The following is a 24,877-nucleotide window of genomic DNA, read 5'->3' as shown; positions in this document are numbered from 1 at the left end:
CCTCCTCAGTTGCCGGCCAGGATGCGTTGCAGGCGCTCGGTCAGCACCTGTTCCAGCATGGACTGGGTCTTGAACTGATCCGGGTAGTCAAACTGGATCTGCTCGCCTTTGAGCTTGTCGAGCTCGGACTGCATGTATTGGGTGGCGCTGTTGTCGGTGTCGAAGTACTGGGTCAGCCAGCGCTGGGCCTTCTCCAGGCTGTCGGTATAGAGCGCCTGCTGCTCGCGATAGACGGCGAGCTGGGCCTGCAACAGCTTGGTCTTGAGGTTCTCGCGCAGGAAGATCTCCTGCTGGGGGGAGAGCAGGGCCTCCACGGCCCCGTCGCGGCGACGTATGGTGATGAAGTTCTCGGTGAACTTGACCCAGTTCTTCTTGAGATTGCTCTCCCACTCGTCCGGATTGGTACTGACTGCCTGATCCGGTTCGGCCTTGGCTTGTGGCATGCTCACGGTGGAGAGGGGCAGCAGCTCTATCTGGTCGGAGAGCGCGGCCAGCTTCAGGGTCAGCCCCTCGCGATCGACCCGCGGCATCCCCTTGAGCTGGGCTATGTCTTCCGCCAGCGCCTTGCGAATGGGCATCAGGCTGGGATCGTTGAGCGCCTTGATCCGCTCGTCGGCGTTGCCGAGCAGGGTGATGGCGGAGACGATATCATGCTCGAGCCACAGCTTGCGGCCCGCCATGCGCACCAGGTATTCGGATTCGGCCAGCATCCAGTCGTTGGGGCGCTTGTCGTCGAGATCCAGCACCTTGTGCTGCAGGGCGTCCAGCGCCTCCTGCTGCTGTTGCTGGCTCTTGCCGAGGGCGCTGAACTGTTCGGCATCCTTGCTGTTGTTCTGATCCAGCTTGCCCATGGCCTCGGCCAGTTGCAGCTTGAGGGCGCCTAGTTCGGCCTGCTGGGCGACGGCATTCTGGTGGCCGTGCAGATAGAGGCCGCCGGTCAGCCCCAGGGCCAGCAGTATGGCAACGCCACCGAGGACGACGCCGGCGCCACCCTTCTTGTTGCCGACGGCCTTGTGCTCGGGCTTGTTGTTGTCGGCCGCGGGGGCCGCAGCACTCGGCTGGACTTCTTGCTGTTCAGTCATTCCATCTTCCTCAGTTCCAGGGCGGCCACCAGAGCCTGGTTGGATGCACCTTGGGCAATCACGATACGGGTAAAACCAGCTCCCTCGGCCATCTCGGCCACCCGGGGACTGGGCACCACCAGCAGGCGGTCATAAAGCCAGGGTCGCTGCGGGCCGGGCACCAGTGCCAGCAACCGCTGCAGGAGTTCACCACTGGTGATGAGCAGGCTGTCGAGGCCGGCTGCCTGCCAGTGGCGGGTCAATGCGTCCCCGTCGAGCTCGGGGTAGTGGCGCTCATAGGTGGCACAATAGTGCACCAGTGCGCCGCGTGAGGCCAGCGTCCGGGCGATGAGATCCCGCCCGTCGTTGCCGCGCAGGATCAGCACCCGCTTGCCGCTCACCTGTTGCAGGGTGGGTAGGGCCAGCAGCCCTTCGCTACGTGGATCGTCAGGGCAGCTCGCCTCTATACCGACTTCGCTGAAGGCATCCGCGCTGGCCTGACCGACCGTAAAGTAGTCAATATGTGGCCAGGTCAGACCAGTTTGCAACAGAAAATGATGAGCAAATTTAACGGCATGGGCGCTGACGGCGATGACGATGTCCGTTTGGGGCAGCAGTTCGGGCAGGCGGGACAGCTCGTCGCCCGGCCGGATTTCCAGCAGCGGGCAGCACAGCGGTGCATGGCCCTGCTGGCGCAGCAACTGCACCAGCAGGGCGGCCTGGGCGGCCGGGCGCACCACCAGGGGGACCATCAGGTGGCGTTCCGGGGTGGTGACCATGAGCCGGCCAGGACAGCACTCATGCCCGGTAGACCTCGGCCAGAATTGCGTCGGCGCCAGCGGCCAGCAGACGCTGGGCCAGGGCGTGGCCGAGCGCCTCGCCGTCCGCCAGGGGGCCGCGGATCTCGTCCCGGATCACCTGGGTGCCATCCGGGCTGCCCACCAGGCCGCGCAGCCAGACCTCGTCCCCCTGGACCAAGGCATAGGCACCGATAGGCACCTGACAGCCCCCTTGCAGGGCGCGGTTCATGGCGCGCTCTGTCAGCACCCGGATGCGGGTCTCTGCGTGCTCCAGGGGTGCCAGCAGGGCGTGCAGCTCGTGGTCGTCCTGGCGACACTCGATACCGACCGCCCCCTGGCCGTTGGCGGGCAGGCTCTGCTCCGGCTCGATGAAGGCGGTGATGCGATGGGCCATCTCCAGCCGTTTCAGGCCGGCGGCGGCGAGTATGATGGCGTCGTACTCACCGGCATCCAGCTTGGCGAGGCGGGTGTTGACGTTGCCGCGCAGGTCGCGGATCACCAGATCCGGGCGGGCGGCCCGCAGCTGGCACTGGCGGCGCAGGCTTGAGGTGCCGACCACGGCTCTCTGGGGCAGCTCGTCGATCTGCTGGAAACGGTTGGAGACGAAGGCATCGCGCGGGTCTTCGCGCTCGCAGATGGTGTGCAGGTCTAGCCCTTCCGGGAACTCCACCGGCACGTCCTTCATGGAGTGGACGGCGATGTCGGCCCGCCCTTCCAGCATGGCAGTCTCCAGCTCCTTGACGAAGAGTCCCTTGCCGCCGACCTTGGCCAGCGGCGTGTCCAGGATCTTGTCACCCTGGGTGCTCATGGGAACCAGTTCGACTCGCAGATCGGGATAGAGGGCTTCCAGCCGATCTTTTACAAAGTTGGCCTGCCACAGGGCCAGTGGGCTCTTGCGAGTGGCAATTCTCAGGGTTCGGGCTGCCATATCAATCAGTTGTTTCATCTTTAGTGAGGAAAACGATCTTACCACCCTTTGCAGGGGCTTTCATGGCGCAGCCGGCAAAAGCGGGGCCAAGCTCAAAAAGGGTCGCTGAAATTAATTTTCATTCGCTCATTATATGATGGCAACTAATTGAAAATATTATTTTTTATTGCTTTCCGCTGATACCGTTACGGGGCGTGCCAGAAATAATCCGGTGATTGTGTGCGGGCTTGTTTACCACTGCTGTTTGCATTGTTAACATGATCACACTTTTTTGACGTCTCCCCGTTTTGGTGCGTCATTTATCTTCCCCATAGGTAGGGCATTGCTGGTAAAACTCGACACGCTGGTGGCGCGCTACGACGAGCTGAATCGTCTCAAGACGCAACGAGCGTTGGATCTCATGAGTCGCTATGGGCAGCAGGTCTTCCAACTGCTGCCTGTCATGCTGCACTTCAATCATCCTCTTCTGCCAGGTTATGTGGCAGGGGACGTGCCTCATGGTATCTGGAGTTTCGTCGCCAACGAGGCTCAACAAGCCTTCATCCAGGATCTGTGTCAGAACGCCAACTGTCAGGGCGGCCTCAGCACCCACGACAAGTCGATCCAGGGCCTCTACTCCATGGGCAGCACCTCCTCCATCGGTCAGTGCTGCCACTCGGATCTCGACATCTGGGTCTGTCACGTGGCCGGTTTGTCCCAGGAACGCCTCGCCCTGCTGGAGCAGAAGTGCCAGCACCTCTCCCTGTGGGCCGAGCAGCGCGGGGTCGATCTCAACTTCTTCCTGATCCCCGAAGACAAGTTCCGCCAGCGCAACGATGCCCAGATGCAGGGGGAGAGCTGCGGCAGCGCCCAGCACCTGCTGCTGCTCGACGAGTTCTACCGCAGTGCCATGCACATCGCGGGCAAGCGGCTGCTCTGGTATCTGGTGCCTGCGGAATATGACGATCACTACGACGACTATGTGAATGGCCTGTTTGCCCACGGCAAGTTGAGCCAGGATGACTGGCTCGATCTGGGGGGCTTTGACCGCATTCCCGCCGAGGAGTACTTCGGCTCCGCCCTGTGGCAGCTCTACAAGGGCATAGATTCCCCCTACAAGGCGGTGCTCAAGTCGGTGCTGATGGAGGCCTACTCCCACGAGTATCCCAACACCCGGCTGCTGTCGGTGACCAGCCGCGACTGGTTCCAGCACAACGAGGGGATGCACTACCGGCTCGACAACTACTGCCTGATGCTGGACAAGGTGACCAACTACCTGAAATCCATCGGCGACATGCAGCGCCTGGATCTGGTGCGCCGCTGCTTCTACCTCAAGGTGTGCGACGGCCTGAGCCACCCGAAGGAGGAGCACTCCCCGGACTGGCGCCGGGAGCAGATGGCCCAGCTGGTGGCTTACTGGGGCTGGAGCCCGGAGCGGCTGCATCACCTGGATCATCGCCAGGAGTGGAAGGTCGAGGACGTCAAGGTGGCCTACGCCGAGTTGCTGGAGGCCCTGATGCAGAGCTACCGCAACCTCATCCAGTTCGCCCGCCGCAACAACATCAGCGAGTCCATCAACCCGGAAGATATCGGCATACTGTCGCGCAAGCTCTATGCCGCCTTCGAGAGCCTGCCGGGCAAGGTGCAGCGGATCAACCTCAAGATAGCGCCGGATCTCGGCGAGCCGGATCTCAGCCTGGTGCAGGTGCCCCACGGCCGCCTGAATCGCGCCGGCTGGTATCTCTACAAGCACTCTCTGGAGCCCGCCGACATCATAGGTCGGGCGCCGCTCGAATATAACGGCTACATCAGCAAGCTGGTGGCCTGGGCCTACTTCAACGGCCTGCTGACCCCCCAGTCCAGGGTGCACCTGTTCAATCAGGGCTCGGATCTGCACATCGACAACCTGCACCAGTTTTGTCGCGATCTCTCGGGGACCTTCCCGGTCAAGTACCCTCGCGCCACCAACCTGGCCCTGAGCCGCCCCTGCGAGATCCACCAGCTCTCCATCTTCCTCAACCTGGAGACGGACCCGTCCAGCCACTGGGTGGGCCAGGTGATCGAGTTCGACGCCAATGCCGCGGACGTCTTCTCCTTCGGTCGCAACCAGGAGTGTCTGGTGGGATCCGTGGATCTGGTCTATCGCAACTCCTGGAGCGAGATCCGCACCTTGCACTTCCAGGGGGAGGAGGCTGTGGTCGATGCCCTCACCACCATACTCGGCAAGATGCACCAGGATGCCGCCGCCCCCGAGATGATAGAGGTGTTCTGTTACAGCCAGCACTTCCGCTCCCTGGTGCGCACCCGCTTCCAGCAGCTGGTGGCCGAATGCATAGAACTGCGTCTGGCCCGCGACAAGCAGCAGCTGGTCAAGACGCTGGCCCTTGGCCGGGAGAAGTACGGTATCTTCTTCGAGCGGCGCGGGGTCTCGGTGAAGAAGCTGGAAAACGCCATCGACTTCTACCGCCACATCTCCCACAACAAGCTGGATCACCTGCCGCTGCGGCTCGACAAGACCCACAGCCAGCACCTGCCCGGCATAGTCGACACCTACGCCAGCGAGGGGCTGGTGCAGTTCTTCTTCGATACCCGGGATGCGGGCACCAACATCTATATCCTGGACGAGGCGAACCGGGTGGAGATCTACCAGCACTTCGCCGGCAACAAGGATGAGCTGGTGCAGGGGGTGAACCGCTTCTACACCTCGGGCCACGAGCGTTTCAGCGATGCGGGTCAGTTCAGCAACTTCAACCTGCCCCAGTATTATGAAATCGTGCAGATGGGCGACAAGCTGGAGGTGATCCCCTACCGCAGCCAGAATCCGCAGCGTGACAATCCGGGGGCGGCTCGGGAAGTAGGGTGATGGAAGCGGGGTGATGTGCCGGGCACATCGCCAACGGGATGAAAGCAAACGGCCTGCATGATGCAGGCCGTTGTCGTATTTGTGGTGCTACATCAGGCGCCGAGGCGCGCCAGCAGCCAGTGGCGGATGTCGGCGAGCTGGGGTCGGCAGATCTCGTGGCGCATGGGGTATTCGTGCCACTCCAGGCTGAGGCCCGCCGCCTCCAGCCGGTTCTTGGCATCCCAGCCCATGGAGAGGCTCACCACGTCATCATAGATGCCGTGCATGTAGCAGATGGGCAGGGCGCGGGCGGCCTCGCTCATCTCCTCGACCAGTTGCTCGGGTGCCGCCAGATAGGTGGACATGCAGAGCAGGCCCGCCAGTGGCGCCGGATGGCGCAGGGCGGTGAAGGAGGCGATGACGCCCCCCTGGGAGAAGCCCGCCAGCACTATGTTGCCTGGGGCGAAGCCCTCGGCCACCAGCCGATCCAGCAGGGCGGCGATACGATCGGCGGACTCGCGTACATGGGACTCCACGGCGCGGTCCGCCGGGTCGTCGAAGCTCTTGATGTCGTACCAGCCGCGCATCTTGTAGCCCATGTTGATGGTGATGGGCCGCTCAGGTGCATCGGGCAGCAGGTGACGGACCGGCAGGGTGGCGGGCAGCGCCAGGGCATCGACCAGGGGGGCGAGCCCGGCGCCGGAATCCCCCAGCCCGTGCAGCCAGATCACCGCATGACGGGCGCCCTGGGGATGCAGATCCATCATGGGAGACTCTGTCATCATGGGAACTGGACGGGCTCGCCCGCCTGGGTGGTGCAGGCCCGGGTCAGCAGGGCCTTGAGCTCGTCGCCGAAGCGGTTGTCGATCCAGCTGTCACCGCGCAGCTCGAAGTGGAAGCCGTTCTCGCGGGTGGCCACCCAGATCTGGTGCAGGGGCTCCTGCTTGTTGATGATGACCTTGGTCTTGTTCTCGAAGCTTAAGGTCAGCACACCGCCTGCTCGCTCGCAGTCGATATCCGGATACCCCTCGTCGATAACGTCTTCCACATACTGGAAAAAGGCGTCGGTCAGGGCGTGATACTCGTGATCCTTCATCGGTTTATCCTGTTGCTTTTAACAATGTGAGTGCGATTATAGAGGGCCAAAAATTTTTTCGCAGCGAACCATTATGATTACCCAGTTTACCAAGTGCCTGTTTGCCGCGTCGCTGTCGTTCGGGTTGGCCGCCTGCGGCCTGACGGGGCCACTCTACATGCCACCGGCCGAGCAGCCCGCCGCCACTGAGCAAGCACCGGCACAGCCCAAGACAGAGAGTACACCTCAAGCCGCCTCGCCTGCGACCGCCACACCGGCCTCCGAGGCCGCGCCGCAATAATCTAGGAAGGAACCGCCCCCTTGGATCACTTTAACTACGACGCCGACGGCCAGCTTCAGGCCGAGCAGCTTCCCCTGCAACAGCTCGCCGACCAGTACGGTACCCCGCTGTATGTCTACTCCCGCGCCACCCTGGAGCGCCACTGGCACGCCTTCGATCAGGCGGCGGGGGACATTCCCCATCTGATCTGCTACGCGGTCAAGGCCAACTCCAACCTGGCGCTGCTCAACCTGCTTGCCCGCCTGGGCTCGGGTTTTGACATCGTCTCCGGCGGGGAGTTGTCCAGGGTGCTGGCGGCAGGGGGAGATCCGGCCAAGGTGGTCTTCTCCGGCGTTGCCAAGAGCGAGGCCGAGATGCGCCTCGCGCTGGAGAAAGAGATCCTCTGCTTCAATCTGGAGTCGGAAGCCGAGCTGGAGCGCCTGAACCGGGTCGCTGGCAGCATGGGCAAGAAGGCGCGCGTCTCGGTGCGGGTCAATCCCGACATAGACGCCGGCACTCACCCTTATATCTCCACCGGTCTGAAACAGAACAAGTTCGGCATCCCCATAGAGCAGGCGCCCGCTATCTATCGCAAGGCGGCGGCCATGGCCCACATCGAGATCAAGGGGGTGGATTGCCACATCGGCTCTCAACTCACTGAATTGAATCCCTTTATGGAGGCGGCGGACAAGCTGCTGAAGCTGATCGACGAGCTGGCGGCCGAAGGCATCCATATCCATCACCTGGACGTGGGCGGGGGCCTGGGGGTCAACTATGGCGCCGAGCAGCCACCGCACCCGACCGAGTACGCCGAGGCGCTCAAGCAGAAGCTGGCGGGCCGGGATCTGACCCTGCTGTTCGAGCCGGGCCGTGCCATAGTCGCCAACGCCGGCGTGCTGCTGACCCGGGTCGAGTTCCTCAAGCCCGGCGAGACTCGCAACTTCGCGCTGATCGACGCCGGTATGAACGATCTGCTGCGCCCCTCCCTCTACGGCGCCTGGATGAACATCATAGAGGTGGACAGCCGCACGACCCACGAGAAGGCGCTGTACGACGTGGTGGGCCCCGTGTGTGAAACCGGTGACTTCCTCGGCAAGGAGCGTACCCTGGCGATTGCCGAGGGCTCCCTGCTGGCGGTCCGCTCCGCCGGCGCTTACGGCTTCACCATGTCCTCCAACTACAACACCCGTCCCCGTGCGGCCGAGGTACTGGTGGACGGTGACCAGGCCCACCTCATTCGTGAGCGGGAGCAGCTCGCCGACCTCTGGCGAGGCGAGCACCTGCTGCCTTGAGCTATATGGATTTTCAGCGTTCCTCCAGGTGAGAGCGTGATAAACGGTGAGACAGGAACGCGCGATGTTGATTGAGTTTTCCAGGATGCATGGGGGGTTGGACAACGACTTCAGGGTGGTTGGCGACTTTCGTTACGGCCTGAACGGCGCAGGGAAAAAAGATGTTGATTGAGTTTTCCAAGATGCATGGCCTGGGCAACGACTTCATGGTGGTGGACGGCGTCACCCAGAAGGTGTTTTTCAGCAACGACGTCATCAAGAAGCTGGCGGATCGCCACTTTGGCATCGGCTTCGATCAGCTGCTGCTGGTGGAGCCGCCCTATGATCCCGAGCTCGACTTCCACTATCGCATCTTCAATGCCGATGGCAGCGAGGTGGAGCAGTGCGGCAACGGTGCCCGCTGTTTCGCCCGTTTCGTGCGCCTCAAGGGGCTGATCAACCGGGATCGCATCGCGGTCAGCACGGCCCGTGGCCGCATCACCCTGCAGCTGGAGGGTGAGAACCAGGTCACGGTCAACATGGGGGTGCCCCAGTTCGAGCCGGGCAAGATCCCGTTTCGCGCCCAGAAGGCGGAGAAGACCTACCTGCTGCGGGCGCAGGATCACACTGTGATGTGCGGTGCCGTCTCCATGGGCAATCCCCACTGCGTCATCGAGGTGCCCTCGGTGGCCGATGCTCCGGTGGAGACCCTGGGCCCCATCATGGAGCGCCACGAGCGTTTCCCCGAGCGGGTCAACGTCGGCTTCATGGAGATGGTCAGCGCCAGCGAGATCAAGTTGCGGGTGTTCGAGCGCGGGGTGGGGGAGACCCTGGCCTGCGGCACCGGCGCCTGTGCGGCCGTGGTGCTCGGCATCAGCCAGGGCAAGCTCAGAGAGCGGGTCACCGTCACCCTGCCGGGGGGCAAGCTGACCATCGCCTGGAAGGGGCCGGGTCAGCCGGTCTACATGACTGGCCCGGCCGAGCATGTCTTTGATGGCCAGATAGAGTTGTAAGCCAGTGAGCGGGCCAGCCGAGCATATGACGGGCCCGGCCGAGCATGTCTTTGATGGCCAGATAGAGTTGTAAGCCAGTGAGCGGGCCAGTCGAGCATATGACGGGCCCGGCCGAACACGTGTTCGACGGCCAGATAGAGTGATAGGCATCGAGCGGGGACGTCCTCCGCGCAGCCAAACGGTAATGTCGGGGCCCTGTGCCCCTTTTTCGGATGGATCAACCAAGTTATGAGCGAACTCAAACGGCAGGAATCACTGATGGACGAAGCCACAGTGCTGGAGTACCTGGCCCGTTACCCCGAGTTTTTCCAGCGCCACGGGGCCATGCTGGACAGGATCCGCATTCCCCATGAGCACAAGGGCACCATCTCCCTGGTGGAGCGCCAGCTGGACAGACAGCGCGAGCGCATCGAGCAGCTGGAGCAGGAGATCACCGAACTGATGGGGATCGCCAGTGAGAACGAGCGGATTTTCCGGGTCTATGCGGATCTCTATGGCGAGCTGTATGGCTGCCAGACCCTGTTCGAGCTGAGCGCCGTGATGGGCAAGGCCTTCGTGCAGCGGCTGCGGCTGACTGGCCTGCGGCTCTGGCTCAGCCCGAAGAAATTCCAGCTGACTGGCCCCGAGCAGCGTTTCCTTGCGGACGGCAAGCAGCTCGACCAGCTGCTGGGCCAGCGGCTGCCCGGGACGGATTACTACTTCGGCCGGCTCAACCAGAGCGAGAAGCAGGCGCTGTTTGGCAGCGACGTGCTGGTCAACTCCGTGGCCCTGATGCGGCTCGGGGATCTCGGCGTGCTGGCCTTCGCCAGCTCGGATCCCAGCCACTTCACCCCCCACAACGACACCCTGCTGCTGGGTCAGCTGGGGCGTCTGCTGCAACTGCGTCTGCCCGAGCTGGTTCGTGGCTAAGGCACCCCTCCCCGCCGCCCCCCTGCCTCCCGCCCTGGCGGGGGAACTCACCGCCTTTATCGAATACCTGAGGGTCGAGCGCCAGCTCAGCCCTCATACCCGCAGCAACTATCAGGCCCATCTGGAGGCCATGGCCGCCGAGCTGGTCAGGCTGGGGGTCGATGACTGGGCCCGACTCGAGGCGAGCCAGGTGCGCAGCCTGGTGACCCGGATGCACAAGGCCGGCCTGGCCCCCCGATCGCTCGCCACCAAGGTCTCTGCCCTGCGCAGTTTCTGCGACTGGCAGGTGCGCCAGGGGCGGCTCCCTGCCAACCCGGCCCGCGGCATCGTCACCCCCAAGCAGGGGCGGCCGCTGCCCAAAAACCTCGACGTGGACGAGATGTACCAGCTGCTCAACATCACCGACGAGCAGGATCCGCTGGCGGTGCGGGATCGCGCCATCATGGAACTGATGTACTCCTCCGGCTTGCGCCTCGCCGAGCTGGTGGGGCTCAACCTCGCGGACGTGAAGCTCGATGAGCGCCAGCTCAGGGTCACCGGCAAGGGGTCGCGGGAGCGGGTGCTGCCCATGGGCAGGATGGCGGTGGAGTGGCTGCAGAAGTGGCTCAAGGTGCGGCCCTTGCTGGCGGGGGAAGAGGGGGAGGCGCTGTTCGTCTCCAAGCGCCGGCAGCGACTGTCGGCCCGCTCGGTACAGGAGCGGCTCGACGGCTGGGGCAACAAGCAGGCCCTCAATGCCCACGTTCATCCCCACAAGCTGCGCCACAGCTTCGCCACCCACATGCTGGAGTCCTCCGGCGATCTGCGGGCGGTGCAGGAGCTGCTGGGCCACGCCGATCTCTCCACCACCCAGATCTATACCCACCTCGACTTCCAGCATCTGGCCAAGGTGTATGACAGCGCCCACCCCAGGGCCAAACGGGATCCTGCCACCCCGGAAGATGAGTGAGCTTTGCCAGTTATCAAGGGGCCAAGGGAATGACAGCGCACCATTCGCGAGGGCCAAACGGGATCCCGCTACCCCGGAAGATGAGTAAAAGCGACTGTGCTCGAATGGTTCTGCTCCCTTCTCCCCTAGTGGGAGAAGGCTTGGGGATGAGGGGAATGGGTTTGACAACAGGTAACGGGAACAGCCCCATAAAGAGGAATGACCATGCAGTTCTACCGTCGCTGGCAGCCGGTGGCCGCCATCTCGTTTGACCTTGACGACACCCTCTATGACAACGGCCCCGCCATAGCGCGGGCCGAGCAGTGGATGCTGAGCCACCTGCGCAGCGAATACCTGGCCACCGCCATGCTGGACAAGCCGCGCTGGCTCGAGCTCAAGCGCAACCTGCTGCTGGCCCGGCCCGAGCTGAGCCAGGACGTCAGCCTGGCGCGCCAGCACGGCATCCGCGAGGCCATGGTGCAGGGGGGCATGGCCGCCTCCCGGGCGGAGCAGGAGGCAGAGCGGGTGTTCGCCGCCTTTCTCGCCGAGCGCTCGAAGATAGAGGTGAGCGAGGCAACTCACGCCCTGCTGGCTCGCCTGGCGGAACGCTACCCTCTGGCTGTGATCACCAATGGCAACCTGGATCTGGTGCAGGCTGGCCTCGCGGACTACTTCACCCTGGTCTGCAAGGCGGGGGCCGGGGCCAGGATGAAGCCGGCGCCGGACATGTTCGTGCAGGTGCAGCAGGCCCTCGGGCTCGCCCCCGGCCAGATACTCCACGTGGGGGATCATCCCGAGACGGACGTGCTGGGGGCCAGGTTGCACGGCTTCAAAGCCGCCTGGCTCAACGAGCGCCGGTTGCCCTGGCAGTCGTTGCAGTTGCTGCCGGATGTGGAGCTCGCCACCCTCGACGAGCTGGCCGGGCTGCTGCTCTGATCCTGCTAGAGGGGCAGAGAAAGAGATGCGCAGGCGAGGCCATTTATTTATCCTTGGCGCGGACTGACAAGGGAGTGCTGGGCGTGAGTGGAATGAAGAGTGTCATCTGGTTGGCCATCCCCATGGTGCTGGCGGGCTGCGATCTGTTTAGCGACCACTACCGGATGGAGTTCAGGGATGGATCCTGGCGGGATATCGCCACTTCGCCCTTTTCGGATCAGGCCCGCTGGCGTGAAGGGTGCGCCACCGGCGAGATACTGGTGGACATGACCCTGCCCCTGAAGCGGGGCAAGGTGGTCGATGGCCGCGAACAGCTGCTGATCGGCGGCGAGCTGTTCGAGCTGGAAGAGGCCCGGCTCTATCGCGGCAATGGCATGGTGCTGGGGCAGGCCCCTGACCATGTCCAGCGGGGCCTCAAGGGGCTGGATGTCTGCCGTACCCTGCGCCCGGATCGCGGGGCCCTGCCCAAGTTGAAGGGCAAGGGATTCGGCGACTAGCCCGCCCGCTGCCGATACTGGCGACAGGCGTCGCCGAAGGCGCTAAACAGTTTGATGGAGTGGGGGTTCTCTTTCGCCTTCCACTCAGGGCGCCACTGCACCGCCAGGAGAAAGAGGGTGGGAGCGTGGCATGAATAGCCTCGATCAAGCCACCCTAGACATGGGCCAGCGGCGCTGGATGTCTGTCACACCTTGCGCCCGGATCGCGGGGCCCTGTCCAAGCTGAAGGGCAAGGGGTTCGGCGACTAGCCGACCCGCTGCCGATACTGACGACAGGCGTCGCCGAAGGCGCTAAACAGCTTGATGGAGTGGGGGTTCTCTTTCGCCTTCCATTCCGGGTGCCACTGCACCGCCAGGAGGAAGGGGGAGAGGGCAGGGGCGTGGATCGCTTCGATCAGCCCGTCTTCGGCATGGGCTAGCGGGGCCAGCCCCTTGGCCAGCGTCTTGATCCCCTGGCCGTGCAGGGAGTTGACCGGGATCTGCGCCTCCCCCATCAGGTCGGCAAACCAGCTGCCGGGCACCAGACTCACCTGGTGGCTGTGGCCATACTGCTCCTCCACGGGATCGTCCGCATCCTCTCTGTGATCCGCATAGCCGGGCTCGCAATAGACCTTCTGATGAATATCCCCGCCCAGCGCCACGTTGATCTCCTGCATGCCGCGGCAGATGCCGAGCAGGGGCAGTCCCCGATCGAGGGCGGCGCGCACCAGGGCTATGTCGAACAGATCCCTGTCCCTGTCCTGGGCCTTCTCCGGGGTCAGGTTCTCCTGGCCGTAGAGAGCGGGATCTATGTTGGATCCGGCCCCGCTCAGGTAGACCCCATCGACGAGATCCAGATACTGTTCCAGATCAGCTGTCCCGCAGCAGGTGGGAACCAGCAGGGGCACGCAGCCGCTGAGCTCCACCAGGGGGGTGATGTATTTGTGGGTCATTACCTGGTAGGCGTGGCCACTGCGGGCCTGGGCCCCCATGGTCATCAACACGACGGGTTTGGAATGGGAACTGGGGTTGGGCATAGGTCACCTTGGCTATCCTTGGCGGTCTCATCCTGCGCCTTGGGAAGGCCCTTGCCGCGTCACTCTCGCAAGGGCATGCCTCAAGGCATGGTCATGGGATCAGGGTCGTGCCACAGTGCCAGAATCGTCGGTCAGCCTGGGCGATGACAGCCTGGATCCCGATCCCAGTCTGCCAAGGCCGTTCAATATGTCAAACGAAATGATGCGTTAATGTTAAATCTAGTGGCGACTGAGCCAGCTTGAGTCCCTGCATCAGGGGCTTTAGCGGCAGTTGGCGGGCATTTGGGGGAAAGGTGTGGTGGATATATTAAACATTCGGCCCTGATGGCCGGATAGCAGAAGGGGCCCGCAGGCCCCTCGTCGATTCAGGCATTGAGGATGAACTGCTCTATCACCCTGGCCACGCCGTCCTCGTCGTTGCGGGCCGTGGTGTGTTGCGCCAGCGCCTTGATCTCGTCGGTGGCGTTGCCCATGGCGACCCCGAGTCCGGCATATTCGATCATGTGGCGGTCGTTGCCAGCGTCGCCCACCGCGATCACCTGGGAGGCGTCCAGGTCCAGGTGCTCCGCCAGGGCGGCCACGCCGGTGCCCTTGTTGCTTCGCTTGTTCATGAACTCGAGGAAGTAAGGGGAGCTGCGCACCACCGTGTAGCGCTCATAGAGCTCGGCGGGCAACTGGGCGATGGCGCGGGAGAGCTGGGGCTCGGGGTCTATCATCATCACCTTCATGATCTGCTCGTCGGCGGGCAGGGTGGCGAAGTCCACCAGGTTGATCGGCATCTTGATCAGTTGGGACTCGTGCTCTGTGTAGGTGCTGACCCTGGGGCTGATGAGGCCCTGGCGGACGGAGAAGCCGTGGACGTTGACCCCCAGCTCAGAAGCGAGATGGGCGATGGCGCTGGCGTCGCTGCCGGTCAGCAGCTGGCTGCGCAGTATGCGTTGATCCGCAACCTGTTGCACCAGGGCGCCGTTGTAGCAGATGACGTAGTCATCCTGACCGGTGAGGCCGAGTTCGGCCAGATAGGGGGTCATGCCTTCCAGCGGGCGACCCGAGGTCAGCACTACTGTCACGCCCTGGGCGCGGGCGGCCGCGATGGCGGCATGGGTGCGGGGGGTTATTTGACCGTGCGGGTTCAGCAGGGTGCCATCCATATCCAATGCGATCAGCTTGTACATCTTCTCACTACCTGAGTCTGGCCGGCCCGCCCTATGGGGCCAAGGGGAGGCCGAGTGTAGCGAAAATCGCCGTCGGGATCACGAGTTGAAGGGTTGCATGGGCGGCACTGTCTCTGACTGCGCCTCTCAGTGCTGGCCCTCGTAAGGGGTCAACTGCAGTTGATCTTCCCGGATGGCGAAGTGGATGGGGCCGTGTTCTATGTCGACCCTGTTGTGGTGATGGGCCATCTCCACCTCGACACCGGGGAAGAGGCGCTGGGTGGCGATGATGTCCATGTTGGCCATCAGGGCCTGCAGCTCGCGCTGCGCCTCGGCAAGCTGCTCGTCAAGGGACTTGCTCTCGTCCAGCTGACGGGTGCGGAGCTCCTTGATCTTCTTCAGGGTCTCGGGATTGCGCTTGTCACCGGGCAGTTGCAGCAGCCGCAGGATGAGATCCTGCAGCTTGTCGAGCTGCTCCCGGCAGGCCTGCTTGCGTTGACGCAGGGCCTGCTCCTGCTCCTTGTGGCTGAAGTAGCCACCGAGGATCTGCAGCCGGGTCCGGTTCGCCGCCGAAGCCCCGAGCACGGGCGCCATGATGAGCCGGTTGGCGATGTTGATGCCGCCGATGAGGTGGCCCTTGCGCATGGCGCTGTCCCCGACCCTGATGTCCTGGCCGCTGCGGCAATAGCTGTGGCTGAGCTGGCTCTGGATATGGATGTCGCCATCGGCCTCCAGCCTGGCGTACTGGGCATAGCTGGCGTGGATCTCGCCCCCGGCGTTGAGGTGGCAGAGGTACTGGTCCCCCTCCAGCTTGCGCCCTATGATGCCGTTGCGCACAGTGATGGTGCCGCCGGATTCGATATAGCCCCCCTCGACGAAGCCCCCTATCACCACATCGCCGCTGGTCTTGATCCGCATGCCGGGCATGACGTCCCCGGTGACCAGCAGGGAGCCCTCGAACATGACGTGACCGTGGCGGATGTCGACCTGCTTGACGCTCAGCACCTCGTCCACCCTCATGCCGGCCCGCTCCTGGCAAGGTAGCCCGGCACGGGTCGCCAGCAGCAGATCCGGGTCCTCGGGGGAGAAACAGGTTCCTTCTCCCGCCGTCATGGCGCTCTCCTTGCCGTGGCGGGCCGGCAGCACCTGGCCAGTCACCGTGAAGCCGTCTATGCCCTGGGTGGCGGGGTGGCGCCGCATCAGGGGGGCGCCCGCCTTGACGGTGAGCAGGGTGCCGAGATCGCGCATGTCCACCTTGCCGTGGTCCACCTCCTGGGGCCTCAGGATCCGCTCCGCCGCCGTCTCCACCAGCCGCTCCAGCCGGGTATCCTGGCCATGTCTGGCCGCCTTGCCCAGGGCGATGACGGGGTTGAGTCGGGCGCCGGGGGCCGCCTCGCTGGCGGCCTTGATGGCGGCGGCGAGCAGCCGCTCGCTCACCCCCTGCTTGATTGGGCTCGCCGCCACCGCCTCCTGCAACTGCGCCAGGGTCAGGGGGCTGCCGCCCCAGTCGGCGGTGATCTGGGCGCTGGCGCTCATCTGATCCTTGTCGACCAGCACGAGGAGCCGGGCATCCTGCCGCTGGGCTATGGGTACGGGAGGGTGGTGGGGAGCGTCCGGCTGGGTCAGCAGGGTGTTAAGCAGGGCGACGGCCTGCCGGATTCCCTCGTCGAGGGGCTGATAGCGTCGGCAGTTGGAGAGCCGCAGCAGGGCCAGGACATGTTGCTCCTGGACGGGCTCGGTGAGACCCGGGGTAATGCGCAGACAGACATAGGTCATGTCTGCCGACAGCTGAAACCACGCTTTGCTTAACACCGGGATCCTCCTTCGTTGTCCCGATCCGGCTAGCCCCCCTGTGGCCGGGGGCGGGATCCTTGCCAAGAGTCGATGCCGCCGGGGCGGCCAAGAACCGCAGTATTCTGACATTTCGTCGTCCGGGTCAACGAGCCGAGTGCAAATGGGTGAGCCGGGTTGAGGAAATCCTGTGTGACGGGGAGTTGGGCCGATGGCGAAGGCGCGGCGGCTTGCTGAGTGTCAAATGAGGTGTTCTTGGCGGTATCTGCTGACTATTTCACCGACTGCCGCCCCCGACGGGCATCAAGTTCAGGGTGGCGATACGATTCACCTTGCCAGAGGCGGTTCAAGGGATTTTAATCTGCCGCCGCCCCGAGGCGCTGACGCCGGTCGCTGCCGACCATACTGCCCTCTTGTCCAACCGAACGAGCCCCATGACCGCCCAAGGCCACCTGCTGTTTTCCGTTACCTGCGCCTTGCTTGCCCACAAGGTCGAACTCACTCCGGCCCTAGCCGAAGGCAGCCTGTGGCACATAGTGCCCATGGCCCTGGCCAGTGCCCTGCTGCCGGATCTCGATCACCCCCAGTCCCTGCTCGGTCGGCAACTGCCCTGGATCTCGGGGCCCCTCTCCCGCCTGTTCGGCCATCGCGGCTTCACCCACAGCCTGCTGGCGGTGGGCCTGGGGATATGGGGGCTGGCGCAGTTTCAGGCACCCGGCCCTCTGTCCGGGGTGATGAAGGACGCCCTCATCGTCGGCTACCTCAGCCACCTGCTCGGGGATTGGCTCACACCGGCGGGCATTCCCCTGTTCTGGCCCTGGCGCCGACGCTTTCGGCTGCCCGGCCTGCCCCTCAAGAGCGGCGGGGGCTACGAGAAGGCCTTCTGCCTGCTGACCCTGGCGCTCGCCGGGTACTGGGTGCATGGGAGCGCGGGCTTAGGCGCCTTCTAGCCCGGTATCAGTCGATGCGGCGGGCGGTTCTGGTCAGGGTGAGGTAGTCGGCGAGCACCGGCAGGCCCTGCAGGTGACGGCGCAGCATGTCGAGGGCGGCGAAGGCGAGGATCCGGCGGCCGCTCTCGGGATCCGGGTGACTTAGCTTCACCGTCTGGCCGATTCGCTGGCCGTCTGCGCACAGCAGCAGCGGTACGCCGCCTGGGCCCGCACTGCCTATGGTCAGGCTGGGTTCCCGTCCGCCCCCCGTCAGTTGGTCGAGCTCGCTCGGGAGGTTGTGGCTGAAGCTGGCCTCCAGCACCGGATGGGGGTGGCACATGGCCAGCAGGGCGCCCCGGCTCTCGCCTTCTTGCAGCCACAGCGGCCGCTCCCCCAGCAGGGCCAGGATCTGCTGCGCCGACTCCTCGTTCCCCCGTCCCACCAGCCAGGGACTTATCTCCCCGAGCAGGCGCGCCTCGGCTGCCGCCATGTCGGCGGCGCTGGCCCCATGGCCGATGAGTTTCAGCTCGATGAGGGGCATGGAGGAGCGGTAGCCGAGTTCGATGCCGGCGGGCCAGGGCGCCGCATCCAGCTTGTCCGAGAGAGCGGACTCCGAGATGCCGAAGGTATAGAAGCGGCGCAGCTCTGTGTCCGTCTCTTCCCCCGCCAGCGCCTTGAGGCGCGGCAGGATTTGCTCGCGTACCATCTGCTTGAACTCGAACGGCACGCCCGGGGTGAAGAAGAGCCGGCTCTGGCCGTGGCTGGCCGGGTGGCTGACCAGGAAGCCGCAGGCGGTGCCGACCGGGTTGTCGAGGATCTCGCAGCCCAGGGGCAGCCAGGCCTGCTTGCTGTTGCTCTGGGCCATGGTGCGGCCCCGGCTGGCGTAGCGCTCGGCCATGGTGGCTAGCCAGTCGGGGAACAGGGTCAGGGGCTGGCCGAAGGCCTCGGCCGCTGCCTGGGCGGTGAGATCATCCGCGGTGGGGCCCAGGCCCCCGCACACCAGCACCACCTCGGCCCGGCTGGCACTCTCCTGCAAGGCGGCCTTCAGATCGGCGAGGTTGTCCCCCACTGTGAGGCGGCGGCGCACCTGCCAGCCTTGCTCCAGCAGCAGGGCGCTGAGCCAGGCGGCGTTGGTGTCCACCACCAGGCCGGTCACTATCTCGTCCCCCGTGCTGATGATCTCGATACGCATGCAGACTCCTTGGATGGTGGACCCCAATCAGGGCTTGTTGTGCTCGAAGTAGTAGCTGATCCGGGTGCGCGGGTTGAGGTACTCGAACACCGCCGGGGGCAGTCGCTTGGGGTGGATCACCTTGGCAATCGTCAGCTCGGCCTGCTCGAGATCTATGATGGCCGCCTCCTGGCGCGGGATGCGGGGATCGTACACCAGCACGGCGGGGTAGAGCAGGCGGGAGGCGTTGACCGACATCACCAGCCCGACCTGGCCGTTGGAGAGCTGCACCACGCTGCCGGGCGGGTAGATGCCCATCAGGCGGATCAGCATGCCGAGGTGGTCGGTGTTGAACTGGGCCTTGCGCTGCTTGTAGAGGTTGCCGAGGGCCGAGTAGGGCACCTTGGCCTGCAGGTGGCAGAGGTTGTCGTACTCGTTGATGAGGGACACTATCTGGGTCAGGGGGTCGAGCTGATCCCCCCTGAGCCCCTGTGGCCCGCTGCCGTCCAGATATTCGTGATGGTACTGCACTATGCGCTTCGCCGGCTCAGGGAAACCGCTGGCCAGGCTCAGCAGCTCCAGGCCATAGCGCGGGTGCTGGGCCATCAGATTCTGCTCCGGTTTGGTCAGGGGGCTTGTCTTGCGCAGGATCTGGCTCGGGATCTTCAGCTTGCCGATGTCGTGGAACAGGGCTCCCATGCCGACCTGGCGAATAGCCTCGGCCGGCAACTTGCACTCCCTGGCCAGCAGCATGCTGAGCACGCTGACGTTGAGGGAGTGGAACTGGAGGCTGTTACCATCCGCGCTGTCGGAGACCAGGTGCAGCACCATCTCGTCCACCGACAGCAGTTGCTCCGTCATGGCGTTGATCAGCTCCTGGGCCTCATTGATGGCGTTGAGGGGGCGGGACTGGATCTTGCCCATCAGGTTGCGCACCTGGGCCAGGGACTGCTGGAAATGCTTCTCGCACTGCTGCAGATCCCGACGGTAGCGCTGCAACTGCTCGATGCGCCTGGCCTTCTCCTGCTGCATCTCCTGCTGGCGGCCGACGAGATCGTCAGTGCCATCCGGTGCGGGCTGCACCTGATCGAGGGGCTTGGGGGGGGCGTCGCTCTTGTCGGGAATGATGGTCACCAGCTTGAGACCGAGCCGACGGATCAGCTCTATCTCCTCTTCACTCTTGAGTTTGAAGCTGGAAAACAGGAAAGGGTGCTCGCGCCATCCCAGTGGCAGGGAGACGTAATTGCCGACTTGCAGCCGGTCTACGGAGATCTTGATTCCTGTCATGGGGTTGGGCACGAGAGACACACAGAGCCGTATGCTAGTCAAAGGCAGGGGTGAATACAAAAGGTATCTGATGACAGGATGAGCGCTTTATTATAGGCTTCTAGATGTCCAGACATATTTACCGATGCAGTACAGGGAGTCAGCATGCCGATCAAGATCCCGGACCAGTTGCCCGCCGCCGAAGTGCTGGGGCAGGAGAACATCTTCGTGATGACGGAATCCCGGGCCGTCACCCAGAACATCCGTCCGCTGCGGGTGCTCATCCTCAACCTGATGCCCAAGAAGATAGAGACCGAGATCCAGCTGATGCGGATGCTCTCCAACTCGCCGTTGCAGGTGGATGTGGATCTGCTGCGCATCGACGATCGGGAGTCGAAGAACACACCCCAGGCGCACCTCGAGAACTTCTATCACGACTTCGAGCAGGTGCGTGGCAACAACTACGACGGCATGATCATCACGGGGGCGCCGCTCGGGCTGGTGGAGTTCGAGGAGGTGGTCTACTGGCCGCGCATCGTCGAGATCATCGAGTGGTCCCATCAGCATGTGACCTCGACCCTGTTCCTCTGCTGGGCGGTGCAGGCGGCGCTCAAGGCGCTCTACGGCATGGAGAAGCAGACCCACGGCGAGAAGCTGTCAGGGGTCTATCGCCATCATCGCCTCGATGAGCACGAGCCGCTGCTGCGTGGCTTCGATGACGAGTTCGTCGCACCCCACTCCCGCTATGCGGCCTTCGACGGTGACCTCATCCGCGCCCACACCGATCTGCAGATCTTCGCCGAGTCACAGGAGGCGGGGGTCTATCTGGCGGCGACCAAGGATTGCCGCCAGGTGTTCGTCACCGGCCACCCGGAATACGATGCCCTGACCCTGGACGGGGAGTACCGGCGGGATCTGGCGGCGGGCCTCACCCCCGTCATCCCGGTCAACTACTACCTGGACGACAATCCCGGCCAGACTCCGCGCGCCACCTGGCGCAGCCACGGCCACCTGCTGTTTTCCAACTGGCTCAACTACTACGTCTATCAGCTCACCAGCTATCGGCTGGAGGACATCGGCAAGGTGTTCACCTACGAGCAGCCCAAGGGCTAGGTGTCTCGGGCTGGCTTACCCGCGATGGTCCGCCATCGCCTGGAGGACATCGGCAAGGTGTTCAGCTATGAGTCGCCCAAGGGCTAGGTGTCATCGGGCTGGCGCACCCGTTATGGCCCGCTATCGGGCAAGATGTTCACTAGTCAATCAGCAGCCCAAGGGCCAGGGCACCCTTTAGTCTGCCCCGGCCAGCCGTCGCCCACGGGTGTCGAGCCAGTGACGGTGGCAGGCCAGGGTGAAGGCGCCGGGCCGCCTGGCCCGGATGGCGGCCATGGCCTCCGGCTGGGGCCGGCCCAGGGTCATCAGCAGCAAGGCCGCCACCAGCCCGGTGCGGCCGCTCCCTCCGTGACAGTGAATGGCCAGGTGCCGGCCCTCGCGCAGCAGGGCGAGCAGTTGCGGCAGCACGGGGGGCCAGGCTTGCTCGAAGGCTTCATCGGGGGCCTCATCGTCCGCTATGGGCAGGTGAAACCAGGCCATGCCCCTGGCCTTGACCAGTGAGCCGAGGGAATCTGCGCCGCGTGCGGCCAGCTCATCCTTCGTCATCAGCGTGAGCACACCGCCGGCACCGGCCAGCTGCAACTGGGCCAGGGCGAGGGGCATGGCAACCTGCTGGTTGCCGGGGCAGGGGGTGAGCAACAGCTGACCGTCGAGGCGCGGAACCTCCAGGCTCCAGAAGGGGTGGGCACTGAGCATGAGGATCCTTGTCGGTGCTAGGCGGGTGTCAAACGAACTTGTTGGCCCCCTGTTTGAGTGCGGCACAGCATAGAGGGCGCGGGTGCGATGTCAATCTGCGTTGTGTTCGGCCCGGTTTACGGGCAGAGTCTAAAAAAATTGAGCGATGGAAGGAGTAGAGATGAGAAACCTGGATCAACTGGACTTGGACATCCTGGCCCATCTGTTTCGCGATGCGGGCATGACCAACAAGGATTTGGCGGCCCTGGTCGGGGTGGCTCCCTCCACCTGCCTGGAGCGGGTGCGCAAGCTGCAACAGGACGGGGTGTTGAAGGGCGCTCACTGCGAGGTGGATTATCAGGCCCTGGGCGGCCATATCCAGGCCATGGTCTCCCTGCAGCTGGCGCGCCACAGCCGGCAGATCATAGATGCGTTTCGCGATGCCATACTGGCGTTGCCCGAGGTGATCAGCCTGTTTCACATGGGTGGCAAGGATGATTTCCTGGTGCACCTCTGCGTCGCCGACACCGAGCACCTGCGCAATTTCGTGTTCGATCACTTCACCTCCCGGGAAGAGGTGGTGCACCTCGAGACCTCCCTGGTGTTCGAGCACAGGTTCAGCCGCTCCCTGCCCTGCTTCACTCACCCCTGAGCGCCAGGGAAGCCGCAAAAAACCGCCAGTTGGCGGTTTTTTCGTTTCTGCATCGTGTCAGTTGAGGGCGAGCCTGTCGTCCGGCGCCGTCTGGTAGAGCCCCTGCTGGTAGGCCAGGTTGCCCCAGAGTACCAGGCCCAGAGCGGCGTCCTTCATGGCATCCGGCTGCGGGGCCGGGGTGAGGGTCTCGCTGGCATCGTCATAGACGAAGCCTTCCGCCGCCCGCTCGGGTTGCAGTATCACCACATCCTTGCCCCGCATCAGGGCGAAGTTCTTGTCGTACTGCATGATGGCGCGCCCCGGCCAGTCCGCCGGCATGCGGGTCAGATCCTTGCCCAGCATGGGGTAATCGGCGCTTATGCCCATCAGGGAGAGCAGGGTGGGCGCCATGTCTATTTGGCTGACGATGCGCCTATCCTGTTTCGGCGCTATGCCCTCTCCCACTATGACTCCAGGGATATGGAAGCGGGGGATGGGCACCAGGCTGGCGCCGCCGACCCGGCTGTCGTGATCGGCGATGACCAGGAACAGGGTGTCCTTCCAGTAGTTCGATGCCTTGGCCTTCCTGAAGAACTCGCCGACGGCGTAATCCGCATATTTGGCGGCGTTGTTGCGGGTCGCCTTGGGCTGCTCGTAGAGGGAGATGCGGTTGTCCGGGAACTCGAAGGGATCGTGGTTGCTGGAGCTGAATACCAGGCTGAAGAAGGGCTTGCCCTGCTTGTGGAGTGCCTCGAAGGTGTCGTTGGCCTTGGCCATGAGATCTTCATCCGAGGCGCCCCATGAGCCCTCGAACACAGGGTTCTTGAAGTCCTTCTGCTCGACTATGGTGGTGAAGCCATTGCCGAGGAAGAAGCTGCGCATGTTGTCGAAGTGGCTCTCGCCGCCGTAGATGAAGCTGGTGTCATAGCCCCGCTGCTTGAGCAGATCCGCGATGGTGAAGAAGTTGGTCTGGCTCTTGCCGAGTTTGACCACGGCCTGGGCCGGGGTCGGGGTGAAGCCGGTCAGCACAGCCTCTATGCCGCGCACCGAGCGGGTGCCGGTGGCGTAGAGTTGCTCGAACGCCCATCCCTCCCGGGACAGCGCATCTATGTTGGGGGTCAGGGGCAGGCCGCCGAGGGAGCCGACGAACTGGGCGCCCAGACTCTCCTGCAGCAGGATCACCAGGTTCTTCGGCTTGCCGCCATGGCTGGCTTCGTTGAAGGTCTGGCTGGGCAGGCTCTCGGAATTGAAGTCCTGGCCGGGGCGGCCGCTCTCCTCGCGCACCAGTTCCAGGATCCGCTCTCTGGGCAGTTCCCCGTAGAATTCGCCGGCACTCTCCTCGTTGCTCATCTGCTTGATGGCGAAGAAGAGGGAGTAGGCGGAGTTGACCGTCAGGGCGTTGACCAGGGGATCGCTGGCGAACGCCACCATGGCCGGGTTCAGGGCCCTGTGCCCCAAGCTGGAGCGGGCGCCGAGGAAGCCGATGGCCAGGATCAGCAGGGCGAAGGCCGGGCGCAGATGCCAGCGCGGGAAGCTCAGGTGCCGCATCAGGCGCCCACTCAGCCACCAGCCGCCCCCCAGGGTCAGCAGGCTGAACACCAGGGCCAGCAGCAGTTCGCCCTTGCGGCCCGCCCACAGCATGGCGAGCACCTCCTTCGGGTAGATGAGGTATTCGATATAGAGGCGGTTGGGGCGTACCCCGTATTCGGTGACGAAGGCGGGGGTGGAGATCTCGAGGAAGAGCATCAGCCAGAGCCCCAGGGTCAGCCAGACCCGGATAAGCTGCAACCAGGCGCGGCCCAGGGCATGGGGGCCGGCCAGCAGCAGGGTGAAGACGGCGGGCACGCCCCACAGCCAGCAGAGGGTGGCGAAGTCGACGCGCAATCCCTGCAGCAGCATCTCTGACCAACCGGCGACGGCATCGACCCGCTCCTGTTGCCAGAGCCCCAGGCCTGCCCGGCTGGCGGAGAGGGCGATGAGCGCGATCACCGAAAAAATGGCGATGGGCCAAAATGGACCCAGCCAATCTCTTATTTTTGTCATTGTTTTTCCTGATAAAACCTGTTTTTTGATGCCCATCCGAGGACAGCTTTTTTTATATTGCAGGGTTATGACAATGGGGGCTGGGAAAGGTTGCGTACGGGACAGGAAAAAGACGAAGGCACTTCAGCTGCAATGGAATCATTGTGACGGAGTCCTCTGACCGGTGCGAGATAAACGGCTGTAAGAAGTGTGATCCCCACAGCAAAGCGGGGAAGGGGGGCTTGCCTATAATGGCACCGGATTTTCTCAATCGGAGCCGAAGGGATGCCGGTCTTTATCGATGTGGAGTATGTGCACGGCTGGTGCCTGTTCGTGGTGCTCTCTGACGGCACCACCGGGGTGCTGGACCTGACCCCCTGGCGCAGCCAGCCCCTGTTCGCGGCACTGGATACTGAGCGGCGTTGTGCCCGGGTCTTCATCAATCGCCGCCACCAGCTGGAGTGGCCCTCGGGCTGCACCCTGTCGGCCCAGGAGGTCTATCACCTGATTGCCCCCATCGACGAGCGCGAGGCCTTCCCGGATCGCAATCCGGGCTGAGAGTGATGGGCTAACTCGTTGAGCCAGGTAACGTTTTC

Annotated in this window: 24 protein-coding genes and 1 pseudogene; 12 read left to right on the top strand and 13 right to left on the bottom strand. The window is 63.9% G+C overall.

Features of this window, described 5'->3' with window-relative positions:
* Window positions 1-5: 5 nt before the first annotated feature.
* The 3 genes from G4923_RS05075 to hemC are packed head-to-tail and all read right to left on the bottom strand — an operon-like array spanning window position 6 to window position 2,789.
* Window positions 6-1,082 (bottom strand): uroporphyrinogen-III C-methyltransferase, encoded by a 1,077-nt coding sequence (locus tag G4923_RS05075; RefSeq protein ID WP_163135826.1) that lies wholly within the window; start codon window positions 1,080-1,082, stop codon window positions 6-8.
* Entirely contained in the window at window positions 1,079-1,813 is a 735-nt protein-coding gene (locus tag G4923_RS05070) for a uroporphyrinogen-III synthase (protein WP_163135900.1), read from the bottom strand. Before G4923_RS05070 ends, G4923_RS05075 begins: the two co-directional genes overlap by 4 nt.
* Before the next feature lie 46 nt (window positions 1,814-1,859).
* Window positions 1,860-2,789 carry a hydroxymethylbilane synthase gene (gene hemC, locus G4923_RS05065; protein ID WP_163135824.1) on the bottom strand — a complete coding sequence of 310 codons (930 nt, stop codon included), beginning with the start codon at window positions 2,787-2,789 and terminating at the stop codon, window positions 1,860-1,862.
* Window positions 2,790-3,111: 322 nt separating this feature from the next.
* Here hemC and G4923_RS05060 point away from each other — a divergent pair, with 322 nt between their 5' ends.
* Window positions 3,112-5,631 (top strand): class I adenylate cyclase, encoded by a 2,520-nt coding sequence (locus G4923_RS05060; RefSeq protein ID WP_106885148.1) that lies wholly within the window; start codon window positions 3,112-3,114, stop codon window positions 5,629-5,631.
* Window positions 5,632-5,723: 92 nt separating this feature from the next.
* On the opposite strand, the gene G4923_RS05055 is transcribed toward G4923_RS05060, so the two are convergent.
* Together G4923_RS05055 and cyaY are read right to left on the bottom strand one after the other, a co-directional pair.
* Entirely contained in the window at window positions 5,724-6,377 is a 654-nt protein-coding gene (locus G4923_RS05055; protein ID WP_163135822.1) for an alpha/beta hydrolase, read from the bottom strand.
* A gap of 14 nt (window positions 6,378-6,391) precedes the next feature.
* On the bottom strand, window positions 6,392-6,706 hold the full coding sequence (gene cyaY, locus G4923_RS05050) for an iron donor protein CyaY (RefSeq protein WP_106885146.1): 315 nt from the start codon (window positions 6,704-6,706) through the stop codon (window positions 6,392-6,394).
* A 73-nt stretch (window positions 6,707-6,779) separates the two neighbouring features.
* Here cyaY and lptM point away from each other — a divergent pair, with 73 nt between their 5' ends.
* The 7 genes from lptM to G4923_RS05015 all read left to right on the top strand — a co-directional run bounded on the left by lptM (window position 6,780) and on the right by G4923_RS05015 (window position 12,516).
* Window positions 6,780-6,986: an LPS translocon maturation chaperone LptM gene (gene lptM / locus G4923_RS05045; protein ID WP_139746205.1), complete on the top strand. Its 207-nt coding sequence runs from the start codon at window positions 6,780-6,782 to the stop codon at window positions 6,984-6,986.
* Window positions 6,987-7,006: 20 nt separating this feature from the next.
* Entirely contained in the window at window positions 7,007-8,257 is a 1,251-nt protein-coding gene (lysA, locus tag G4923_RS05040; RefSeq protein WP_042649014.1) for a diaminopimelate decarboxylase, read from the top strand.
* Window positions 8,258-8,418: 161 nt separating this feature from the next.
* Window positions 8,419-9,249 carry a diaminopimelate epimerase gene (gene dapF, locus G4923_RS05035; RefSeq protein ID WP_106885144.1) on the top strand — a complete coding sequence of 277 codons (831 nt, stop codon included), beginning with the start codon at window positions 8,419-8,421 and terminating at the stop codon, window positions 9,247-9,249.
* A gap of 228 nt (window positions 9,250-9,477) precedes the next feature.
* Entirely contained in the window at window positions 9,478-10,158 is a 681-nt protein-coding gene (locus tag G4923_RS05030; RefSeq protein WP_162627239.1) for a DUF484 family protein, read from the top strand.
* On the top strand, window positions 10,151-11,104 hold the full coding sequence (xerC, locus tag G4923_RS05025; protein WP_163135820.1) for a tyrosine recombinase XerC: 954 nt from the start codon (window positions 10,151-10,153) through the stop codon (window positions 11,102-11,104). Before G4923_RS05030 ends, xerC begins: the two co-directional genes overlap by 8 nt.
* 204 nt (window positions 11,105-11,308) lie before the next feature.
* Window positions 11,309-12,019 carry an HAD-IA family hydrolase gene (locus tag G4923_RS05020; protein WP_163135818.1) on the top strand — a complete coding sequence of 237 codons (711 nt, stop codon included), beginning with the start codon at window positions 11,309-11,311 and terminating at the stop codon, window positions 12,017-12,019.
* Between the two features lie 92 nt (window positions 12,020-12,111).
* The gene (locus G4923_RS05015) at window positions 12,112-12,516 is read left to right on the top strand and encodes a hypothetical protein (RefSeq protein ID WP_163135898.1); all 405 of its coding nucleotides are present in this window, start codon (window positions 12,112-12,114) and stop codon (window positions 12,514-12,516) included.
* On the opposite strand, the pseudogene G4923_RS21220 reads toward G4923_RS05015, so the two are convergent.
* From G4923_RS21220 to G4923_RS04995, 4 genes and pseudogenes are all read right to left on the bottom strand, one after another.
* A pseudogene (locus G4923_RS21220) lies at window positions 12,513-12,667 on the bottom strand (gamma-glutamyl-gamma-aminobutyrate hydrolase family protein); the annotation flags it as partial. The gene G4923_RS05015 and the pseudogene G4923_RS21220 sit on opposite strands and share 4 nt — an antisense overlap.
* Window positions 12,668-12,761: 94 nt before the next feature.
* Window positions 12,762-13,532 (bottom strand): gamma-glutamyl-gamma-aminobutyrate hydrolase family protein, encoded by a 771-nt coding sequence (locus G4923_RS05005; protein ID WP_163135816.1) that lies wholly within the window; start codon window positions 13,530-13,532, stop codon window positions 12,762-12,764.
* Window positions 13,533-13,897: 365 nt separating this feature from the next.
* On the bottom strand, window positions 13,898-14,707 hold the full coding sequence (gene yidA, locus G4923_RS05000; RefSeq protein ID WP_163135814.1) for a sugar-phosphatase: 810 nt from the start codon (window positions 14,705-14,707) through the stop codon (window positions 13,898-13,900).
* Between the two features lie 126 nt (window positions 14,708-14,833).
* The gene (locus G4923_RS04995) at window positions 14,834-16,498 is read right to left on the bottom strand and encodes a DUF342 domain-containing protein (RefSeq protein WP_338120436.1); all 1,665 of its coding nucleotides are present in this window, start codon (window positions 16,496-16,498) and stop codon (window positions 14,834-14,836) included.
* 413 nt (window positions 16,499-16,911) lie between these two features.
* Between G4923_RS04995 and G4923_RS04990 the strand changes: the two genes are divergently transcribed.
* Window positions 16,912-17,427 carry a metal-dependent hydrolase gene (locus G4923_RS04990; protein ID WP_106885138.1) on the top strand — a complete coding sequence of 172 codons (516 nt, stop codon included), beginning with the start codon at window positions 16,912-16,914 and terminating at the stop codon, window positions 17,425-17,427.
* Window positions 17,428-17,434: 7 nt separating this feature from the next.
* On the opposite strand, the gene G4923_RS04985 is transcribed toward G4923_RS04990, so the two are convergent.
* Together G4923_RS04985 and G4923_RS04980 are read right to left on the bottom strand one after the other, a co-directional pair.
* Complete coding sequence (locus G4923_RS04985) at window positions 17,435-18,598, bottom strand: competence/damage-inducible protein A (protein ID WP_163135812.1); 1,164 nt, start codon at window positions 18,596-18,598, stop codon at window positions 17,435-17,437.
* Between the two features lie 27 nt (window positions 18,599-18,625).
* Window positions 18,626-19,864 (bottom strand): HD-GYP domain-containing protein, encoded by a 1,239-nt coding sequence (locus G4923_RS04980; protein WP_163135810.1) that lies wholly within the window; start codon window positions 19,862-19,864, stop codon window positions 18,626-18,628.
* 144 nt (window positions 19,865-20,008) lie between these two features.
* On the opposite strand from G4923_RS04980, the gene metA reads away from it, so the two are divergent.
* On the top strand, window positions 20,009-20,956 hold the full coding sequence (metA, locus tag G4923_RS04975; RefSeq protein ID WP_163135808.1) for a homoserine O-acetyltransferase MetA: 948 nt from the start codon (window positions 20,009-20,011) through the stop codon (window positions 20,954-20,956).
* A 174-nt stretch (window positions 20,957-21,130) separates the two neighbouring features.
* Here the strand turns inward: metA and G4923_RS04970 are convergent, their stop codons facing one another.
* Complete coding sequence (locus G4923_RS04970; RefSeq protein WP_163135806.1) at window positions 21,131-21,649, bottom strand: phosphatase domain-containing protein; 519 nt, start codon at window positions 21,647-21,649, stop codon at window positions 21,131-21,133.
* 160 nt (window positions 21,650-21,809) lie between these two features.
* Here G4923_RS04970 and G4923_RS04965 point away from each other — a divergent pair, with 160 nt between their 5' ends.
* Entirely contained in the window at window positions 21,810-22,280 is a 471-nt protein-coding gene (locus G4923_RS04965; RefSeq protein ID WP_025325515.1) for an Lrp/AsnC family transcriptional regulator, read from the top strand.
* A gap of 57 nt (window positions 22,281-22,337) precedes the next feature.
* Here G4923_RS04965 and G4923_RS04960 read toward each other — a convergent pair whose 3' ends face one another.
* The gene (locus G4923_RS04960; protein WP_163135804.1) at window positions 22,338-24,302 is read right to left on the bottom strand and encodes an LTA synthase family protein; all 1,965 of its coding nucleotides are present in this window, start codon (window positions 24,300-24,302) and stop codon (window positions 22,338-22,340) included.
* Between the two features lie 264 nt (window positions 24,303-24,566).
* Between G4923_RS04960 and G4923_RS04955 the strand changes: the two genes are divergently transcribed.
* The gene (locus tag G4923_RS04955; RefSeq protein ID WP_025325517.1) at window positions 24,567-24,839 is read left to right on the top strand and encodes a DUF2442 domain-containing protein; all 273 of its coding nucleotides are present in this window, start codon (window positions 24,567-24,569) and stop codon (window positions 24,837-24,839) included.
* Window positions 24,840-24,877: the final 38 nt, after the last annotated feature.

Source organism: Aeromonas rivipollensis, assembly GCF_010974825.1.
GTDB lineage: Bacteria > Pseudomonadota > Gammaproteobacteria > Enterobacterales > Aeromonadaceae > Aeromonas > Aeromonas rivipollensis.
Note: the sequence above shows the minus strand (reverse complement) of the source record. Positions and strands in the feature narration are given on the sequence as shown.

What these genes read in the sequence shown, in the direction of transcription:
- G4923_RS05075 (WP_163135826.1), bottom strand. Translation starts at nt 1,082, where the DNA reads ATGACTGAACAGCAAGAAGTCCAGCCGAGTGCTGCGGCCCCCGCGGCC.
- G4923_RS05070 (WP_163135900.1), bottom strand. Translation starts at nt 1,813, where the DNA reads ATGGTCCCCCTGGTGGTGCGCCCGGCCGCCCAGGCCGCCCTGCTGGTG.
- hemC (WP_163135824.1), bottom strand. Translation starts at nt 2,789, where the DNA reads ATGGCAGCCCGAACCCTGAGAATTGCCACTCGCAAGAGCCCACTGGCC.
- G4923_RS05055 (WP_163135822.1), bottom strand. Translation starts at nt 6,377, where the DNA reads ATGATGGATCTGCATCCCCAGGGCGCCCGTCATGCGGTGATCTGGCTG.
- cyaY (WP_106885146.1), bottom strand. Translation starts at nt 6,706, where the DNA reads ATGAAGGATCACGAGTATCACGCCCTGACCGACGCCTTTTTCCAGTAT.
- lptM (WP_139746205.1), top strand. Translation starts at nt 6,780, where the DNA reads ATGATTACCCAGTTTACCAAGTGCCTGTTTGCCGCGTCGCTGTCGTTC.
- dapF (WP_106885144.1), top strand. Translation starts at nt 8,419, where the DNA reads ATGTTGATTGAGTTTTCCAAGATGCATGGCCTGGGCAACGACTTCATG.
- G4923_RS05030 (WP_162627239.1), top strand. Translation starts at nt 9,478, where the DNA reads ATGAGCGAACTCAAACGGCAGGAATCACTGATGGACGAAGCCACAGTG.
- G4923_RS05020 (WP_163135818.1), top strand. Translation starts at nt 11,309, where the DNA reads ATGCAGTTCTACCGTCGCTGGCAGCCGGTGGCCGCCATCTCGTTTGAC.
- G4923_RS05015 (WP_163135898.1), top strand. Translation starts at nt 12,112, where the DNA reads ATGAAGAGTGTCATCTGGTTGGCCATCCCCATGGTGCTGGCGGGCTGC.
- G4923_RS05005 (WP_163135816.1), bottom strand. Translation starts at nt 13,532, where the DNA reads ATGCCCAACCCCAGTTCCCATTCCAAACCCGTCGTGTTGATGACCATG.
- yidA (WP_163135814.1), bottom strand. Translation starts at nt 14,707, where the DNA reads ATGTACAAGCTGATCGCATTGGATATGGATGGCACCCTGCTGAACCCG.
- G4923_RS04990 (WP_106885138.1), top strand. Translation starts at nt 16,912, where the DNA reads ATGACCGCCCAAGGCCACCTGCTGTTTTCCGTTACCTGCGCCTTGCTT.
- G4923_RS04985 (WP_163135812.1), bottom strand. Translation starts at nt 18,598, where the DNA reads ATGCGTATCGAGATCATCAGCACGGGGGACGAGATAGTGACCGGCCTG.
- G4923_RS04980 (WP_163135810.1), bottom strand. Translation starts at nt 19,864, where the DNA reads ATGACAGGAATCAAGATCTCCGTAGACCGGCTGCAAGTCGGCAATTAC.
- metA (WP_163135808.1), top strand. Translation starts at nt 20,009, where the DNA reads ATGCCGATCAAGATCCCGGACCAGTTGCCCGCCGCCGAAGTGCTGGGG.
- G4923_RS04970 (WP_163135806.1), bottom strand. Translation starts at nt 21,649, where the DNA reads ATGCTCAGTGCCCACCCCTTCTGGAGCCTGGAGGTTCCGCGCCTCGAC.
- G4923_RS04965 (WP_025325515.1), top strand. Translation starts at nt 21,810, where the DNA reads ATGAGAAACCTGGATCAACTGGACTTGGACATCCTGGCCCATCTGTTT.
- G4923_RS04960 (WP_163135804.1), bottom strand. Translation starts at nt 24,302, where the DNA reads ATGACAAAAATAAGAGATTGGCTGGGTCCATTTTGGCCCATCGCCATT.
- G4923_RS04955 (WP_025325517.1), top strand. Translation starts at nt 24,567, where the DNA reads ATGCCGGTCTTTATCGATGTGGAGTATGTGCACGGCTGGTGCCTGTTC.